Here is an 18,029-nt window from a genome sequence, read left to right as displayed (position 1 = left end):
AGAGCAATTGTTGTGAGCCAGACACAACGCGAAATGGTAGTACCTGTAGTAGAGGCGACAATAGAAGCAGTTAAGGCGAATATCTTTCCAATTCACAAACTTTAGGACTTGTAAATAAATTATCTTCCATTTTTGGCTGGCTGCGGCTTCGGCTGACGGTGTCAGCAAAACCCTGCTCGCCAGCAGGCAAGTCGGACTACCAACCAGTAGGCCTGCGTTTTGCTTCCTTGCCAGCCTTGTCCTCGCTCAACCAAAAACGAAACCTAATTTCTTTACCAGTCCTTAGTTGTGGATTCCTGCTCCCCGCCTCGCGCCGGGCGAGTTTACACCTGCGAAAGCAGGTACAGGAATGACCGTGGTCGGCTAATCAACATTTCAATTTATGACTGGTGTTACGTTTCGTTGGTTTCGAGTTTGCGGTGTGGTGCTTTGACGAGTAGTGTCATTATCGCAGCGAGTATCAGCAGTGCCGAAGCGCCGTAATAAGCGATTGCAAAAGTTTGATGCCTGGCATACATTGTTCCGGCGAGTTTTGCCAGCATAAAACCGCCGACGCCCCAGGCGGTAAATACCAGTCCGTAATTCATTCCAAAGTTCTTCAGACCATAAAAATCCTTGGTGATAGACGGGAAAAGGGAGAGGTTGGCTCCGTAATTTGCGCCGATTAAGGCTGAGATGAGCGCCATTGCGGGAATCGTCCCAAGGGCGTTTTCAGCGGTGGCTTTTGAGAGCAAAAATATCAGAAAGGCCTGAAACAGAAAACAAACAAACATCATTGGCTTGCGACCGATTTTGTCGCTGAGCATACCGGACACTATTCGTCCGCCACCATTGCCGAGGGCAAGCACCGCTACCAGCACAAATCCCATAGTTATTCCAATCTGCTTGTCTGCAATTGCGGCAAGCTTTGAGATGACCATAAGACCTGCGCCGGCACCGCATACATACATAAACCAAATTATGTAGAATTGCCAGGTAGTAAGCATTTCTTTTGGAAGAAAGTCTTCTTTTTTATTGTTAGATTTGGCATCTGTGTTTGCCGGTAGGGAACCAGCCGGGATGTAGCCGGCAGGTGGTGGTTTTAATATCTGAGCAAGTACGACCACGACGACCAAAAATGCAATACCTAACAGCAGCAACGCAGTGCTGAAACTAAGATTAACTATCAGCCAGGTTGTCAGAGGTGCGGCATAAACTGAAGCCAGTCCGAAACCTGAAACCACTATTCCAGCGATAAGGCCCGTCTTTGCCGCTGGGAACCACTTTACCGCGGGAGGTGTCGCAGAAGCATAGCCAAAACCAAGGCCTGCACCGACAAATACGCCAAAGCCAATGACGAAGACCATAAGCGAAGTTGTCATAGCGGCAATTATGAATCCGAGTCCGACTAATATGCCGCCTATTGTGGCTACGAGTCTTGGACTGATTTTGTCCTGCATTCTTCCGGCCGGTACCATAATAAGTGAAAATACCAGACATGCAATCATATATGGCAGGGACTTGTCGTCCTCATTCCAGCCCCATTCCTCAGGGATACGCTTGCTTATGACGCTCCATGTATAGAGTATTCCGAGTGCCAGGTTGATTCCCATTCCCGCAAAGGTAACTTGCCATCCATGGTTTTTGATTTTTGGTTGGTCTGTTGTTATTTCTTCGCTCATAAATATGGTTTCCTTTATTGAAAACAGGCCGAACGTGTGCTTACAATACACGTCCGGCTTGTTTACGGTCTGTTAGGGCGGACGTTTTTATTATTCGCTTCGGCCTTTAATCAATGCTTCGACTATGCTCGGGTCCGCGAGAGTGCTAATATCGCCGAGGTTGTCTGTATTCTTCTCAGCAATTTTGCGGAGGATTCGCCGCATAATCTTGCCGGAGCGGGTCTTCGGAAGTGCGGGTGCAAATTGAATGGCTTCAGGTGTTGCGATAGGGCCGATTTGCTTTCGTACGTGCTTAACAAGTTCCTTCTTTAGCTCGTCGGTTTCTTCGACGCCAGCTATGAGTGTAACAAAGGCATAGAGACCTTGTCCTTTGATGTTGTGCGGCACGGGCGTAACGGCGGCTTCGGCAACCTTTTCGTGGCTGACCAGGGCGCTTTCAACTTCAGCGGTTCCGATTCGGTGGCCTGAGACGTTGACGACGTCGTCGATTCTGCCCATTAGCCAGTAATCGCCATCCTGGTCGATACGGCAGCCATCGCCGGCGAAATAGATATTGTCGTACATTGTGAAGTATGTATCAATGAACCTGTCGTGGTCACCCCACATTGTGCGCATCATTCCGGGCCAGGGTTTGCGTATGCAGAGCTTGCCGCCTTCGTTTACGTCACATTGGCTTGCGTCATCTCGCAGGACGACGGAGTCAACGCCGAAGAATGGCCGGGAAGCGCTGCCTGGTTTTAATGTGTGGGTGCCCGGCAAAGGTGTAATCATAAATCCGCCTGTTTCCGTCTGCCACCACGTATCTACGATGGGACAGCGTTTGCGGCCGATTTTCTCATAATACCACATCCAGGCCTCTGGATTTATCGGCTCGCCGACTGAGCCGAGAATCCTGAGCGAATCGAGTTTGTACTTAGCGGGCCATTCTTCGCCGAGCCGCATCAGGGCGCGAATGGCCGTGGGTGCGGTATAGAAGACGGTAACGCCGAATTTGTCACAGATGTGCCAGAAGCGTCCGGCATCCGGGTAGGTTGGAACGCCTTCAAACATCAATGATGTGCTTCCGTTTGCGAGTGGGCCATAGACGATGTAGCTGTGTCCGGTTACCCAGCCGATATCGGCAGTACACCAGAATATGTCATTGTCATGGTAATCAAAAATATATCGAAAGGTAATTCCGGTATAGACCATGTAACCGCCCACATTGTGTTGTACGCCCTTGGGTGTTCCGGTTGACCCGGAGGTATAAAGGATAAAAAGAGGATCTTCTGCATCCATCCATTCCACTGGACAATCACTGCTTTGTTTCTGGGCTTCTTCATGCCACCATACGTCCCGTCCCTCTTTCATTTCAATATCAGAACCGGTTCGTTTTACCACAAAACAGCATTCAACCGAATGTCCATTTTTTTCGCACAGATCCATAGCCGTATCTGCATTGCCTTTTAAGGGAACTGCCTTTGCACCCCTCATCACCCCGTCAGTGGTCACAAGAATTTTGCAATGGCTGTCCAGGATACGGTTGGAAAGCGCGTCAGAAGAGAAGCCGCCAAAAACAATGCTGTGAATGGCACCGATACGGGCACATGCCAGCATGGTAACAGCCAGTTCAGGTACCATGGGCATATAAATGGCCACCCTGTCACCCTTTTGTACGCCTTTGGATTTTAGAGCATTGGCAAATTGACAGACCTTTTCATGGAGTTGTTTGTAGGATATTTCAAGGTCTTCACCAACATTGTTGCCTTCCCAAATAAGAGCGGTCTGATCGCCCCTGTCTTTTAAATGTCTGTCAAGACAATTGTAAGTTATATTTGTTTTGCCGCCCCTGAACCATTCAATATTAACAGGGCCTTTGGAGATACTGTAATTAAAATCCCGAACATTGTCCCATTTTTTTTCCCAGTGAAACTGTTCCGCCATTTCCGCCCAGAATTCATCCGGTTTTTCAATGGAACGATTGTACATTTCTTTGTATTCATCAATCGTTTTGATCCAGGCGTTTTCTCGGTACTCATCAGGTGCATGAAATTTAAACTCGCTCATCTTCTCTCCTTTTTGTAGTTAGAACCCATTTGCAGAAGTAACATCAATATTTTTAGCGGTTTCAAAAAACATTGTCTTAGATTTTTTCAGTTACGGGAGTGGTTATAAATTCAGGTTGTTCGTAAGCCTCAGTAGCAGGCGCTTTGGTCATCAGGGCCAATACAGCTCCGATGAGAAGCAGTCCTGCAGCAAGAACATATGCCATTCTTGGGCTGTTGGTATAAGCAACAATCATTTGAGACACCCTTGGAAAGATGAAACCACCCACACCCCAGGCACTGAAAACCAGGCCGTAATTGACACCAAAATTCTTTAAACCGAAAAAATCTTTGGTGGCAGACGGGAATAAAGAAAGATTTGTTCCGTAGTTAAACCCGATGAGCATCGCCGCAAGAACCAGAAGCATGACCTGCGCCGGTGTAATAAACAGGAGAGAAAAGATGACAATTGACTGAAAAATCAACATGATAAAAAGAGTGTTCGCACGTCCGATACGGTCGGAAAGGATACCGGCTATAACACGTCCGGAGGCATTTCCCACTGCCATCAAAGCCACAACCACCCATGCCATTTGGCCCATTCCCTGTTTGGCCATTCCTGCCACACCGCCGATGATCATAAGGCCTGCACCTGATGCAATACAAAAAATAATCCATAATTTATAAAAAGTCGGCGTACGAAGCATTTCCCCGGGGGCAAAATTAATTGGGCCGCTTGCAGCAAGATTGGTTTTTTTATCAGCTTCTTCCGGATGAACATAACCTTCCGGGGGATTTACCAAAAATTGTGCAAGGGCAGAGACAATAACGAGAAATGCAATACCGAAAATAAGCATAGCCTGGGAAAGACCGACCTTGTCAATTAAAAATATTGCCAAAGGAGCGATATATACGGATGCCAGGCCAAATCCGGCAACAACGATACCAGCAATCATGCCGGTTTTCGCAGACGGAAACCATTTAATGGCAGGCGGTGTTGCCGAGGCATAACCAAATCCAAGACCCATTCCCATGAGGATTCCGAATCCGATGATCCAGCTGATCCATGCAGTGGAAAATGAAATGAAAATCAGGCCAAGGCCTGTGAGGATGCCTCCGATGACAGCCGTAATCTTCGGGCTGAGCCTGTCCTGAACACGGCCTGCAAAAATCATGGTAAATGCAAATACCAGGCAGCATACGGCATAGGGATCATTTAAGGAAGCCAGGCTCCAGTTAAAAAGGCCATCGCCTGCCACAATTGAGTCTTTGATTGTCATTTTAAATATACTCCAGGTATAAAGTATACCCAAAGCCAGGTTTATACCTAATCCTGCCATTGTTACGCGCCAACCAAGGTTTTTAATTTGATTCATCAGAGATTCTCCTTTAATAAATAATTAAGATTCACTACATTGTAATAGCAAACATTGTGCCGGAAGGAATGAAAAGCTCTATCTATCTGTTTTTGTTGGATTTTGGTTGAAAAATGAATTTATAGAAATTTCATAGAGGCACAACAAAAGTTGTAGAAAAATATATCGATCCGAACGATTGTTCGGTAGAATAGGCTTAAAGGAGGCTTTTTACAACTTTTGTTGTGGATACAATTTTTGTTGTAGGTTAATCGGGTTTTTCGAATTTTAATTTCTGTAGTCTTTTGCTCAAGGCCTGCTGGGAGATGCCCAAAATCCCGGCTGCTGCAGACTGGTTGCCTCCGGTCTGTTTCATAGCCTTTTCCACAAGTTCTCTGGAGGCTTCTTTCAGGGTGGGAAGAGAAAAGCTTTGATTGTTGTCTTTTTGTCCCGCCTCTGATCCGGATGTGTCCAGGACTTTGAATAAATCGGCTGTGATAGGCCCATTCCGGTATCGCGAAATAGCATCATACACCATGGACTTAAGCTCTCTGATGTTGCCCTTGAAAGGATAGGTTTCTATCTGCTCAATCAATGTTTTTGGGATGTCAGGAACGGGTTTATCCAGTTCATTGGCGGCCTTGCAGATAAACCGGTCCAATAGCAGCGGCAGGTCCAGAAGACGCTCCCGCAGGGGCGGCAGCGTCAGCGTATGGGTAGAAAGACGGTAGATCAAATCTTTTCTGAAGGTCCCTTTTTTTTCAAGGGCCCATAGATTCAGGTTGGTGGAGGTAATGATCCTGGCATCAGAATACTTGATCTTGTCAGATCCCAAAGGAAGGTATTCCCTTTCCTGGAGCAGTCTGAGTAATTTAACCTGTGACGTCAATGCAAGGTCTCCGATTTCGTCCAGAAAGAGCGTACCGCCGGCAGCCTGTTCGATTAATCCCTGTCTTGTTTTTTGTGCACCGGTGAATGCCCCCTGGACATGGCCGAAGAGCGTGTCGGAAAACACATTGTCATCTAATCCAGCCACATTGACCACAACCAGTTTTCCCTTTCTTTCGCTCAAGGTATGGATGGACTGCCCGATCAGTTCTTTTCCTACACCTGTTTCTCCGAAAATAAGAACCGGCTGGGAAGATGGGGCAATAGCCTCAATATAGTGAAAGACGGAGTGCATCTTCTTGTCCTGGGTGATAATATGCGCAAATGCCGTGGGGTTTTTAATCTGGGAGAACAGATCGCTTGCAGGAGAATCCTGGAATTTATTTTCCAGGTCTTCATAGGCCAGGGCCTGTTTGACAGCAGATAGGAGTCGGCCTTCCTCCACCGGTTTGACCACATAATCCATGGCACCAATTTTCATACATTTTACCGCCGTATCCACATCAATGGCACCGGTGAGTATAATTACGGGTATTCTGGGATAGGTCTTGCGGACAATTTTAAGCAGACGTCCGCCGTTGATATGGGGCATATTCAGGTCCAGGATCATCAGACAGGGAATCTGGCGTTCCATTTGCCGGATCACGTCCCTGGCGTCACTGATGGTGATAATATTGTCCATACCTGCCATTCTCAGTGTGGTATCCACTGCCAGAAGAATTTCCGGTTCATCATCCACAATAAGGATGGGGCGATCCATGGTCTGTTGTTTGTTCGTCATCATTATATCCCGTCCTTTTTAACTATGGTTTCCTAACCGCTGAAGGGCAGTAGTATTTTTACGGTCAAACCCTTTCCAAATTCTGAAGCAAACTCCAATATCCCCTTGTGGTCATTTACAATTTTTTCCGAAATGGAAAGCCCGAGACCTGTTCCTCCGTCGTCCCGTCTGGTTGTAAAAAAAGGATCTTTCAATTTTTCCAAATTCTTCGGAGGAACACCCGGCCCGCTGTCCGATACTTCAATAACAATAAAAGAAGCGTTCGGGATTTTTGAAGTTTGCACATGGATGGACTGTTTCGGATTTTCAAGGGCTTGACTTGCATTAACAAGCAGATTGATAATCACCTGCTGCAGTTTCTGTGAATTGCCTGAAATTTTCGGCAAGTTATCTTCATAGTCAACTGACAGGTGGTGAGTGGCTTTTTTCAATATGGAGTGGGTCAGACTCAGTGATTTTTCTACTACAAGGTTGACATCAATCTTATTTTCCATATCCGCTTCTGTGGGACGTGAAAAATCTTTTAACTCAGAGATAATTTTTTTTATTCTTGCAGCACCGTCTTCCATGGCTTTGAGCATAAGGTCTATTCTTTTGCTCAGTTCAGCGTATGGCATTGAACAGACGACGGCATCCTTATTTTTCATGTAGTATTCATCCAGGACCGGAGTAAAAGACTGCCAGGCTTTTTTAAGGTTCGGAGCATTGAGCATCAGGGATGTTGCAGGATTATTTATCTCATGGGCAACACCGGCCACCAATGTCCCCAGGGATGCCATTTTGTCTGCCTGAAGGAGTTGGTTTTCTCTTAAACTGGAGTGTTCCATGGCTTTTGTTCGTTCTTTTTCAGCCGTTGTTCCCTGCCATATAATATAACCGGACAGCATTAAGAACAGCATCATAATCCCTGAGCAGGTATAGATTAACTTTCGTGTAATAGCACTGATTTCTTCTCTAACATCTTTAACATAGATACCGGTCCCAATAATCCAGCCCCAGGATTGGAATTCTTTTACATAGGATATTTTAGGAACAATTTTTTTTGAGTCGCCTTTCCATTGCCATAAATAATCCACATAACCCGCCCCCTGTTTTTTGACGATTTTAACCATTTCAAAAAACAATCGTTTTCCTGCCGGATCTTTAAAATTTGATACATCCTGACCCACCAGATCCAACCGGTATGGATGCATGATCATATTAGGGGTCATATCATTTATCCAGAAGTAATCTTCAAGTTCAGGACCGTATCTTAATTGCTGCAACTGTTCTATGGCCTGTTCTTTTGCTTTTTTGTGGGAGATCTCTCCCTCCCGGGCTTTTTCATGAAAAAGATCCAATGTGCTCCACGCACTTTCCGTTAAATGCATGATACCTTCTCTTTTCCCGTCCATCATATTTTTTTCCAGCAAGGGAATGATCAAAAGAAAAATTGTCAAAATAAAGAGGATGATTGTTAATGCAACAGGGATGACGATTCTTACTGGAAGTTTTTTCAGGAACAGGGGAGAGTGTTTTTTATCAGCATCCAATGATTTTGTTTTTTTGGGGGCATTCATGTAAATTTCAATAATCAAAGTATCCCAAGCTGTCAAGGAATTATTAAATATGAATGATTAAATCAGACCACCTGGATTGTAAAATATTTATTTCATATCAGCCCATATTTTTGTAATTTCCGGGCAATGGTTGACTGGTTCAGGCCAAGGGCTTTTGCAGCTTTTGACTGGGTCAGGTGTTCATCCATAATACCTTTTAGAATCTGTTTTTCAAATATTTCCATCATTTCACGGAGGGAGAGCCCCTTGTCATGTAAATCCATGAACAGATTGTCATGTTTTGCCGAATCCATAACGCTATGGGGAAGATCCTTGTAATGGATTCCATTGTTATCGTTCATCACCACAAGTCGTTCACATATATTGATCAACTCCCGGACATTGCCGGGATAAGCATATTTTTCCAGGGCATCTGTAGCATTGCTGGTCAATGATATGGTGTTTTTGGTTTTATATTTTTGACAAAAATATTTTATATAATGGGATATCAGGGGAAGGATACATTCTTTCCGGTCACGAAGGGGGGGCAGATGGATGGGAATAACCTTCAGCCGGTAATAAAGATCTTGCCTGAATGTTTTATCAGCCACCATTTTTTCAAGGTTCTGGTTGGTGGCAGCGATAATGCGGACATTCACTTTTTTGCTGTCAGTTTCACCAATCCGGCTGAGATGACCATCCTCAAGAAATCTTAACAGCTTTACCTGGGACGACAAGGGAAGTTCTGCAATCTCATCCAGAAAGAGTATGCCCTTATCAGCCATTTCAAACCGGCCGGCCTTGTTTCTATCCGCACCGGTGAAAGCGCCTTTTTTATAGCCGAAAAGTTCACTTTCCACCAAAGACTCGGGGATGGCACCGCAGTTAAGCCGAATCATCGGCTTTTCCCGCCGGTTTGAGTGATAGTGAATTGTCTCCGCAATTATGCCCTTTCCTGTACCGGATTCACCGAGAATGAGAACAGAGGAATTAACGCGGGCAATTTTGACGGTTTTTTCAAGAATTGTTTTGAAATTATGGCTTTTAGCAATAATTTTTTTTGATTTTAACGCTTCCATCTGCATTTCCAAAAGGTCTTCTTCAAGCTCGGTTTTTAGCTCCTGTTTTTCTTCAATCTCCTTTTTAAGCGCTTCAATTTCCGTAATATCCCTTTCATTGACCACTACCCTGAATAGCTGTTCCTCTTTGTTAAATACGGGCGTGGCTGTGAGCAACAGGTTTTTCCCCTGTCTGGTATGCTGTATAATGGTTTCTTTTTTTTGGGATTTTAATACTTTCAGAGTAACAGACTGGTCGATAAACCCTTCATCAACCAGTTTTTGCATGGATTTTCCAATAAATTTTTCAGCCTTGATGCCAGTCAATTGTTCCGAGGCCGGGTTGATTTTTATAATCGTTCCCTCGCCGTCGCAGATCCAGAATCCATCATGGCTTGAGTTGATGATGGTATCCAGTTCGATGGACATTTCCTGATAGGACCTCATTTTTTTACTGATTTTTTCCAGCATGGTTACATTTTGAAAAATATAGAAAATCCTCAAGACATTTTTTTTCCAGATAATAGGGCTGATCTGTGTCATGAAATTTCTATCATGTCTGGTGATTTGGATATTTCTTATGGTAGTGTTATCTTTTAATATAGTGGTTGAATGTTCGGTTAGTTCCGGCAGAGTGGTTTGGATCAATGTGCCGGTAAAAATATCTAAGTGTTCCTGGGCTATTTTATTTGAGATGATTGTTTTAAAAGAGCAGTCAGTGACTGCGATACCATTTGGAGAGGCATCTAAAAATGCTTTGTTGAATTGTTTCCAGCTCAATTGTTTTGATTTTTTGTTAAGGGATACAGATTTCTCGGTAATAATCATTTTACATCTCCGGCCGAAAAGGAAAACTTATGTATTGATGCATAATTTATGCAGTTTGGCATAGTTTATATTAGTATTTTCCATTAATCAAGCCTAAAAACACCATAAAATGGCAATGGCACATTAATTGCTTTTTTGAGAATGTCTGGATGTGTTAATTGCCAAAAAAAATAATATTGAGAGGAGAATTTCATGAGTATGTATACGACGGATGTTTTGGACATGCTTAAGGCAAAGTATCCTTGGGAAAAAGAATACATTCAATCCGTATCAGAAGTGTTTAAATCCATTACCCCGGTTCTGGATTCTAATCTGGAGTATCAAAACAACCGGATACTTGAACAATTGGTTGAACCGGATCGGTCCATCAGTTTCAGAGTGCCATGGAAAGACGATCAGGGGCGGGTACAGGTCAATACAGGACATCGCGTTCAATTTAATAATGTGCTGGGTCCCTATAAAGGCGGACTTCGATTTCATGCTTCCGTCACCTTGAGCATTATCAAGTGCCTCGGATTTGAACAGATTTTTAAAAATGCTTTGACAGGCCTGCGTATCGGCGGCGGGAAAGGTGGATCTGATTTCAACCCACGGGGCAAGTCAGATAATGAAATAATGAATTTCTGTCAAAGTTTTATGCTGGAATTGTCACGGCATATCGGTGCAACCATTGACGTCCCGGCAGGAGATATCGGGGTGGGAGGACGCGAAATCGGTTATCTTTTCGGCATGTACCGCAGAATGAACAAATCTTTTGAAGGGGTGCTGACAGGCAAAGGCATTGCATGGGGCGGCAGCTATTTAAGACCCGAAGCCACAGGATATGGTGTGGTCTATTTTGCCGAGGAAATGCTGAAAAATATTAATGACAATATAGACGGCAAGGTGGTGACGGTTTCCGGTTTTGGGAATGTCTCCTGGGGAGTTGTCAAAAAGGTCAATGAACTTGGCGGAAAGGTTATTACGCTTTCCGGGCCGGATGGATTCATCCATGATCCTGAGGGTGTTACCGGCGAAAAAGTTGATTATATGCTGAAACTGCGGTTAAGCGGAAATGATGTGGTAAAAGATTATGCAGATCGGTTTAAGGTAAAGTTTTATCCGGGCAAACGGCCCTGGGATATTCCGTGCGATATCGCATTCCCCTGTGCCACACAAAATGAACTGGATCTTGATGACGCAAAAAATCTGGTAAAAAATAAGGTCAAAGCGCTTGTGGAAGGGGCAAACCTTCCCACAACCCTGGATGCCATGGAATTTTTAGAAACCGCTGACATCATTTATGGCCCTGCAAAGGCATGTAATGCAGGCGGAGTGGCCTGTTCCTGTTTTGAAATGGCACAGAATGCCATATTTATGAACTGGACCGAAGAGGAAGTTGATGTGAAACTCCACCAGGTGATGAAACATATTCATGATCAGTGTTATGAAACATCTGCTGAGTTCAATAAGAAAGGCAATTATGTATTTGGCGCGAATGTTGCCGGATTTCGCCGTGTGGCAGACGCAATGCTGGATCAGGGGTTAAGCTGATTTTGAGGGTTAAAATTATTTTGCAGTTTATATCAATGGTGTTTCGGATAAGATTGAATCACTCAATTTATTTAGGAGATTAAGAATGTTACAATCGAACAAAGAACTTTTGGAACGAAGATTAAAAAATATCCCTCCTGGCCCTTTTAATATCACCCCGGCTTTTATTAAAGAGGCAAAAGGGGCGACTATGGTTGATGTGGATGGAAAAAAGTTTATCGATTTTGCCGGTGGAATTGGTGTGAACAATGTGGGGCACTGTCATCCAAAAGTTGTTCAGGCGATAAAGGATCAGGCAGATGCATTTATTCACACCTGTTTTCATGTTGCCATGTATGAATCCTACGTGGAGCTTGCAGAAAAGCTAAATAACTTGACACCAGGGGATTTCCAAAAAATGACCCTGTTTGCCAACTCAGGTGCGGAAGCGGTTGAAAATGCAGTAAAAATTTCCCGGTATGCTACCAAAAGAAGTGGTATTATCTGTTTTGAAAATGCTTTCCATGGTCGAACTCAGCTGACCATGAGTCTTACCAGTAAAATAAAACCGTATAAATTAAATTTCGGGCCTTTTGTGCCGGAAATTTATAGAATGCCCTATGCCTATTGTTATAGATGTCCGTTTAATCTTAAATATCCTTCCTGTGATGTCGCCTGTGCAGATCATCTTGAGGATTTTTTCATTGGTAATGTTGCACCTGAAAATACAGCAGCCGTTATTGCAGAACCGATTCAGGGCGAAGGTGGATTCGTGACACCCCCGCCTGAATATTTTCCAAAACTTCAGAAAATATGTGCCAAATATGAAATTCCGTTGATTATTGATGAAATTCAGACAGGTGCCGGTAGAACGGGTAAGTTATTTGCCATAGAACATTGGGGAATTGAACCTGATATGATTACCATGGCAAAAAGTTTTGCTGGTGGTATGCCGTTAAGTGCGGTAACTGGAAAGGCAAGCCTTATGGAAGCGCCACATGCTGGCGGGCTTGGTGGTACGTATGGCGGCAATCCTGTTTCCTGCAAAGCTGCTCTGGCGGTTTTGGATATTTTACTTGAAGATAAACTGATTGAAACTGCTCAAGCTTTGGGAGAAACTTTGTTTGAAAGGTTTACATCTCTTCAGAAAGATCATGAAATCATTGGTGACGTCAGAGGAAAAGGCCCCATGCTGGGCATGGAACTGGTTAAAGACAGGCATACGAAAGAACCCGCCACTGAAGAGGCTAAAAAGCTTGTTCAGCTTTGTTATGATAAAGGGTTAATTATACTTTCCTGTGGAAATTATGGTAATGTTATCAGGACGCTTATGCCTCTTGTGATAACAAAAGCGGAATTGGATACAGGGCTTTCTATCCTTGAAGAAAGTTTCCATGAATTGGAAAGACAATAAAGGGTAAGTTCTATGAAAGGTTATTTTTTAAAATTATTAAAGATTGATATGACAAGGAAAATATTCCATGTTGAGGATATTGACCCGGATATAATGGAAGCAAGTATAGGCGGGAAGGGACTTGGCACCCAATTGCTTCTGGACTGCAACCCTGCCGGTGTCGATCCTTTGGGGCCTGATAATCATTTGATCATTGCATCAGGTCCTCTTTCAGGAAGTTCTCTGTATGGATCATCCCGGTATGGAATATTTGCCAAATCACCTTTAACCGGGTTTTATGGAGAATCCTATTCAGGGGGCAGTTTTGCAGGGCCTTTAACGCATACAGGGTTTGATGCAGTTGTTATCAAGGGTGCCTCAGAAAAACCAACCTGGCTTGAAATTAATTCGGACATAGTTCTTTTTCATGATGCTCAGGAAATCTGGGGTAAGGATACTTTTGAGACAGAAGATTATCTGAAAAAGAAAGTCAAAGAGAAACATTCTGGAATTATGGTGATCGGGCCAGCCGGGGAGAACCTGGTTCGATTTGCGGTCATTAAAAATGATCAATATCGTGTGGCAGGCAGAACCGGTATGGGCGCAGTCCTTGGATCAAAAAAAATCAAAGGGATTGTCTGTTACGGAGACAAAAAACCTGTCTTTCATGACCCTGACGGGATCAAAAAATATAAAAAACAAATGCTGGCACGCCTGAAAGATGACAAGGTCGTTCAAGCCTATAGAACCATGGGAACTCCCATGATGGTGGATGTATTGAATAATGCCGGTGCATTCCCCACCGAGTACTGGAAACGGGGACGGTTTGAGAAAAAGGACAATATCAATGCCGCAGCCATAGCTGAACGACTTGATCCCAAGCCCCATGCCTGCAGGGATTGTTTCCTTGGATGTGGTAAACATGTAGAAGTACAGCAGGGCAGACATAAGGGACTCAAGCTGGAAGGACCGGAATATGAGACCCTCTATGCTTTTGGTGGGTTGTGCATGATAGATGAAATCGAGGAAATTGTCTATTTGAACTGGCTTTGCGACAGTCTGGGGGTGGACACCATTTCTTCTGGAAATCTTGCAGCCTTTGCCATTGAAGCGTACAAAAAGGGGAAAATTAATGAAAAACTGGCCTATGGATCAGCCGATGATATCAGCAACCTGATTCAAAAAATTGTTAAAAGGCAGGGAGTGGGCGGCATCCTGGCAGAAGGCATAAAACCGGCTGCTGAAGAACTGGATATGCAAAATGACATAGTTCATGTTAAAGGCATGGAGCCTGCCGGTTATGACCCGAGGATTTTAAAGGGCATGGGACTTGCCTATGCCGTCAGTGAAAGAGGCGCATGCCATTTGAGAACAACCTTTTACAAGGCAGAACTGTCAGGAATGATTGATCCGGATACAGTTGACAATACAATCGATGTGTTCACTGATTTTGAAGATCGCTGCACTCTGTTTGATTCTTTTATTCTCTGCCGGTTTTTCAGGGATTTATACCCGTGGGAAGAATTGTCAAAGCTCTTATTTCTTACCACGGGTCTCTCCTATGATCAAACCAGATTGACATCCATTGCGGCCAGTATAAAGGATAATACCCGGCGGTTTAATCTTAGAGAGGGATTGACGTCAGAAGATGATACCCTGCCGCCAAGATTGTTTAATGATAAGCTTGAAGGCGATAAGGGGATTACCAGAGACGAGCTTCAAAAGCTTGTGTCAGCGTATTATAAGAAAAGAGGATGGGATGCCAAGGGTATTCTTGAAGATGAGGAACGTATTATTTAAGATGTATATAATGGTGTATAAATCTTAAAAATTTTAAAATAATTTTATAAGGGAGAACAGACATGATGTTGACAAATAGAAAAATGATTTCGTTGGGTTTGGTATTGGCATTCATTTTTTCAATGGTGATGATAACCGGATTTGAGAAAGGTTTTGTGGAGAAGGCCCATGCGGGAAAAACTTATAAATTTATGATGCAGAACATGTTTTCCTTGAATCATCCTATTTCCATTGCGATTAATAAAATGACAAAGGATTTGAAAAAACAGAGCAATGGACAGATTGCTATCCAGGTTCTTCCTTCAGGTGCACTGGTGAAAGGGCCTAATATTTTTGAATCTGTGAGTTTGGGATCTATTGATATGGGGTCCACCTGTAGTTGTTATCATGGCGGCATTCTGCCTGTTGCAGCTACCTCTTTCGCCCTTCCGGGTGATCCAAGAGGCGTTAATGAAATTATTGATTTTATTTACCAGGAGGATGTCCTGGATTTTTTCCGGAAGACATATGCCACACAGAATATATTTTTTGGCGCACCAATGGTCATGGATGGCTACACTATTGTTTCAAAACAACCCATTAACACCTGGAATGATTTGAAACAAATGAAAATAAGGGCATCCGGGTCAATCGCAAAAATCTTGCAAAAAATGGAGATTCCTACAGTTTTTATTCCATTTTCTGAAATTTATGTGGCACTTTCCAGAGGAACGATTGATGCAGAAATCAGCGGAAATCACGTTGAAAGTTTCCTTGCAAAAACCTATGAGGTTGCAAAATATCAAACTGTTCCCTATATATCTGGGGCCCAGAACTGTGAAGTGATTGTGAATCAGGACAGGTGGAATGAGCTCCCGGACGATCTTAAAATTATTTTTGAAAAAGGGCTTCGGGAGTGTTCCTTAGAAGTAGCCAGGCTTTTTGAGGAGGAAAATAAAGAAGTTATAACCAAAATGGAATCCAAGGGCGCCCAATTTATAAAACTTCCGGATAATGTCATGGACAAATGGATAAAAACAGCTGTTCAAATGTGGGACGAAGAATTTACCAAGGACGAATTGTCTGCTCAATACATTGATCTTGTAAAAAAACATTTAAAATCACTAGGGCATACCCTTTAAATAAATATATAGACCATAAAATCCCTTTGGGAGGTCATTTCTAATGATATTCCAAAGGGATTAATATTAGGATTGAAAATGGAACCCATTGAAAAAATAATCAATTTTGTAGAGAAAATTAATAAAAATGTCGGTAAGGCATCCTGCTATCTGATTTTTGCATTCATGTTTTTGATGGTTTATGAAGTTGTTGCACGGTATTTTTTTAAAAGCCCAACCATCTGGGTCCATGAAACATGCGGTTATATTTTTGCGGCCTATATCGCTCTCACTGGCGGATGGGTCCTTCTTGAAAAAGGTCATGTTGCCGTAGATATTGTTTATCAGTTTTTCCCTGAAAAAGGAAAAATCCTGGCGGATATAGCAGTTTCTATTGTTGCCTTGTTGATGTTTAGTGTTTTGTTCTGGCAGGGGTATAAATTTGTCTGGCATGCCTTTTCAACAAATCAGCATTCCCATACCCTGTTTGGACCTCTGTTATGGCCTGTAAAAATGATGCTTCCGGCCGGTGCTCTGTTCTTTCTTCTTCAGATACTGGTAGATCTGGGTAAAAGCATTTTACAATTTAAAAAAAGGAGGGTGCAATGAATCCAGCATTAATCGTTCTTCTCATGTTTTTTGCCGTTATTATTCTTTTTGTATTACGGACACCGGTTGCTTTCACCCTGGGTAGTGTGGGTATTGTTTCTCTGTATTTAATAAATGGCCCCAGATTTTTGCAGATGCTGCCACCCTCCATCTTTGAAACGATGACCAGTATCATCCTTTTAGCTATTCCCTTGTTTATTTTTATTGGTTGCATATTGGAAAAATCGGGTATTGCCGATGAAATTTTTGAAATGATTTATAAGTGGTTAGGGCCTGTACCGGGCGGACTTGCCATTGGTACAGTCCTTATTTGTGTAATTTTTGCCGCCATGGTGGGTATAGTAGGGGCGGCAACTGTTACCATGGGCCTTATTGCTCTTCCCGCCATGCTGAAGCGAGATTATAAACCCTCGCTTGCCATTGGCTGTATTTCAGGGGGTGGTGCCCTTGGATTCTTAATTCCGCCCAGTGTGACCATGATTGTGTATGCATCACTGTCTAATCTTTCCATTGGGAAAATGTTTTTAGCCGGTATTATTCCTGGTTTATTTCTGGCCTTCCTTTTTATTAGCTATATTTTGATCAGAAGCCTGATTAATCCTGAGCTTGCCCCGCCTGTTCCCTTGGAAGAGCGAGCCACCTGGATGGAAAAATGGGTTTCGCTTAAGAACCTGGCCATGCCGTTTATTTTAATATTTTCCATTATGGGAACTATTTTTTCAGGTGCTGCAACTCCTACTGAAGCGGCTGCTGTCGGGGCGGTTGTTGCAATGGGGATTGTCATTTTTCGGATGAAATCTTTAAAAAAAGCTATGGTAGTGGTATCCACTGCTGCTGAAAAAGCTGCTTTTCTCACCAGTATGGTCCTCTGGATTATTATCGGATGCCTTGCTTTTTCTGCCGTGGTCAACACCCTGGGGCTTCCGCTTCTTTTAAAGGATCTTATTGATTCTATCGGAATTAACCGATGGACTGTCCTTATTGCTATGCAGCTTTCTTTCTTTTTGCTGGGAATGGTGATGGATGATCTTCCCATCATTATGATCACCGTCCCCATTTATGTCCCCCTGGTAACTCTTCTTGGATTTGATCCCCTGTGGTTTGGCATTCTTTTTATCGTCAACATGCAAATGGCATATCTGACACCGCCTTTTGGATTTGTCCTGTTCTATATGAAGGGTGTGGTACCGCCAGGTATTTCAATGGGAGACATCTATAAATCTGTCTGGCCGTTTATCGGGCTTCAGGCCCTGTGTCTGATTATGATCATGGTCTTTCCAGAAATAGTCTTGTGGCTTCCATCCCTTTTTGGGTTGTAATTTATTTTTGTTTATCTATTATTAAAGGGTGTTGAAACCATTCAAAATCTAGCAGAAATATAATATCCCTATTAAATTTCAACCAATTTTTCAATTTTTTTTCACTCATATCATTTGCTATTTCACCTGATTTTGTTTTTAGCCTTTTAAAATCTCATATTAG

General features: G+C 43.2%; 12 protein-coding genes. 6 read left to right on the top strand and 6 right to left on the bottom strand.

All coding sequences use genetic code 11. The annotated features are described in order from the left end of the window. Positions 1-392: 392 nt before the first annotated feature. The 6 genes from QAI40_RS12830 to QAI40_RS12805 all read right to left on the bottom strand — a co-directional run bounded on the left by QAI40_RS12830 (position 393) and on the right by QAI40_RS12805 (position 10,133). Complete coding sequence (locus QAI40_RS12830; protein WP_304511662.1) at positions 393-1,661, bottom strand: L-lactate MFS transporter; 1,269 nt, start codon at positions 1,659-1,661, stop codon at positions 393-395. Between the two features lie 90 nt (positions 1,662-1,751). Beyond that, entirely contained in the window at positions 1,752-3,707 is a 1,956-nt protein-coding gene (acs, locus tag QAI40_RS12825) for an acetate--CoA ligase (RefSeq protein ID WP_304511661.1), read from the bottom strand. 76 nt (positions 3,708-3,783) lie between these two features. Beyond that, complete coding sequence (locus tag QAI40_RS12820; protein ID WP_299980658.1) at positions 3,784-5,061, bottom strand: L-lactate MFS transporter; 1,278 nt, start codon at positions 5,059-5,061, stop codon at positions 3,784-3,786. A gap of 247 nt (positions 5,062-5,308) precedes the next feature. Beyond that, positions 5,309-6,709 carry a sigma-54-dependent transcriptional regulator gene (locus QAI40_RS12815; RefSeq protein WP_442875388.1) on the bottom strand — a complete coding sequence of 467 codons (1,401 nt, stop codon included), beginning with the start codon at positions 6,707-6,709 and terminating at the stop codon, positions 5,309-5,311. Between the two features lie 32 nt (positions 6,710-6,741). Beyond that, positions 6,742-8,268 carry a cache domain-containing protein gene (locus tag QAI40_RS12810; RefSeq protein ID WP_299980654.1) on the bottom strand — a complete coding sequence of 509 codons (1,527 nt, stop codon included), beginning with the start codon at positions 8,266-8,268 and terminating at the stop codon, positions 6,742-6,744. Positions 8,269-8,360: 92 nt separating this feature from the next. Then, positions 8,361-10,133: a sigma-54 interaction domain-containing protein gene (locus tag QAI40_RS12805; protein WP_299980652.1), complete on the bottom strand. Its 1,773-nt coding sequence runs from the start codon at positions 10,131-10,133 to the stop codon at positions 8,361-8,363. Between the two features lie 192 nt (positions 10,134-10,325). Here QAI40_RS12805 and gdhA point away from each other — a divergent pair, with 192 nt between their 5' ends. The 6 genes from gdhA (at position 10,326) to QAI40_RS12775 (ending at position 17,866) form a co-directional block, all read left to right on the top strand. Beyond that, positions 10,326-11,666 (top strand): NADP-specific glutamate dehydrogenase, encoded by a 1,341-nt coding sequence (gene gdhA / locus QAI40_RS12800; protein ID WP_304511660.1) that lies wholly within the window; start codon positions 10,326-10,328, stop codon positions 11,664-11,666. An 85-nt stretch (positions 11,667-11,751) separates the two neighbouring features. Continuing rightward, on the top strand, positions 11,752-13,059 hold the full coding sequence (gabT, locus tag QAI40_RS12795; protein ID WP_299980648.1) for a 4-aminobutyrate--2-oxoglutarate transaminase: 1,308 nt from the start codon (positions 11,752-11,754) through the stop codon (positions 13,057-13,059). A 12-nt stretch (positions 13,060-13,071) separates the two neighbouring features. Then, on the top strand, positions 13,072-14,838 hold the full coding sequence (locus QAI40_RS12790; RefSeq protein ID WP_299980646.1) for an aldehyde ferredoxin oxidoreductase family protein: 1,767 nt from the start codon (positions 13,072-13,074) through the stop codon (positions 14,836-14,838). Positions 14,839-14,900: 62 nt separating this feature from the next. Further along, a complete protein-coding gene (locus QAI40_RS12785) occupies positions 14,901-15,959 on the top strand; it encodes a TRAP transporter substrate-binding protein (protein WP_299980645.1) in 1,059 nt (352 codons plus the stop codon). Between the two features lie 78 nt (positions 15,960-16,037). Further along, entirely contained in the window at positions 16,038-16,547 is a 510-nt protein-coding gene (locus QAI40_RS12780) for a TRAP transporter small permease subunit (protein ID WP_299980643.1), read from the top strand. Then, positions 16,544-17,866 carry a TRAP transporter large permease gene (locus QAI40_RS12775; RefSeq protein WP_299980641.1) on the top strand — a complete coding sequence of 441 codons (1,323 nt, stop codon included), beginning with the start codon at positions 16,544-16,546 and terminating at the stop codon, positions 17,864-17,866. Before QAI40_RS12780 ends, QAI40_RS12775 begins: the two co-directional genes overlap by 4 nt. The last annotated feature ends 163 nt before the right edge of the window (positions 17,867-18,029 follow it).

The organism is Desulfobacula sp., assembly GCF_030611305.1.
In the GTDB taxonomy this organism is placed as follows: domain Bacteria; phylum Desulfobacterota; class Desulfobacteria; order Desulfobacterales; family Desulfobacteraceae; genus Desulfobacula.
This window is presented reverse-complemented; position numbering and strand designations above follow the sequence as displayed.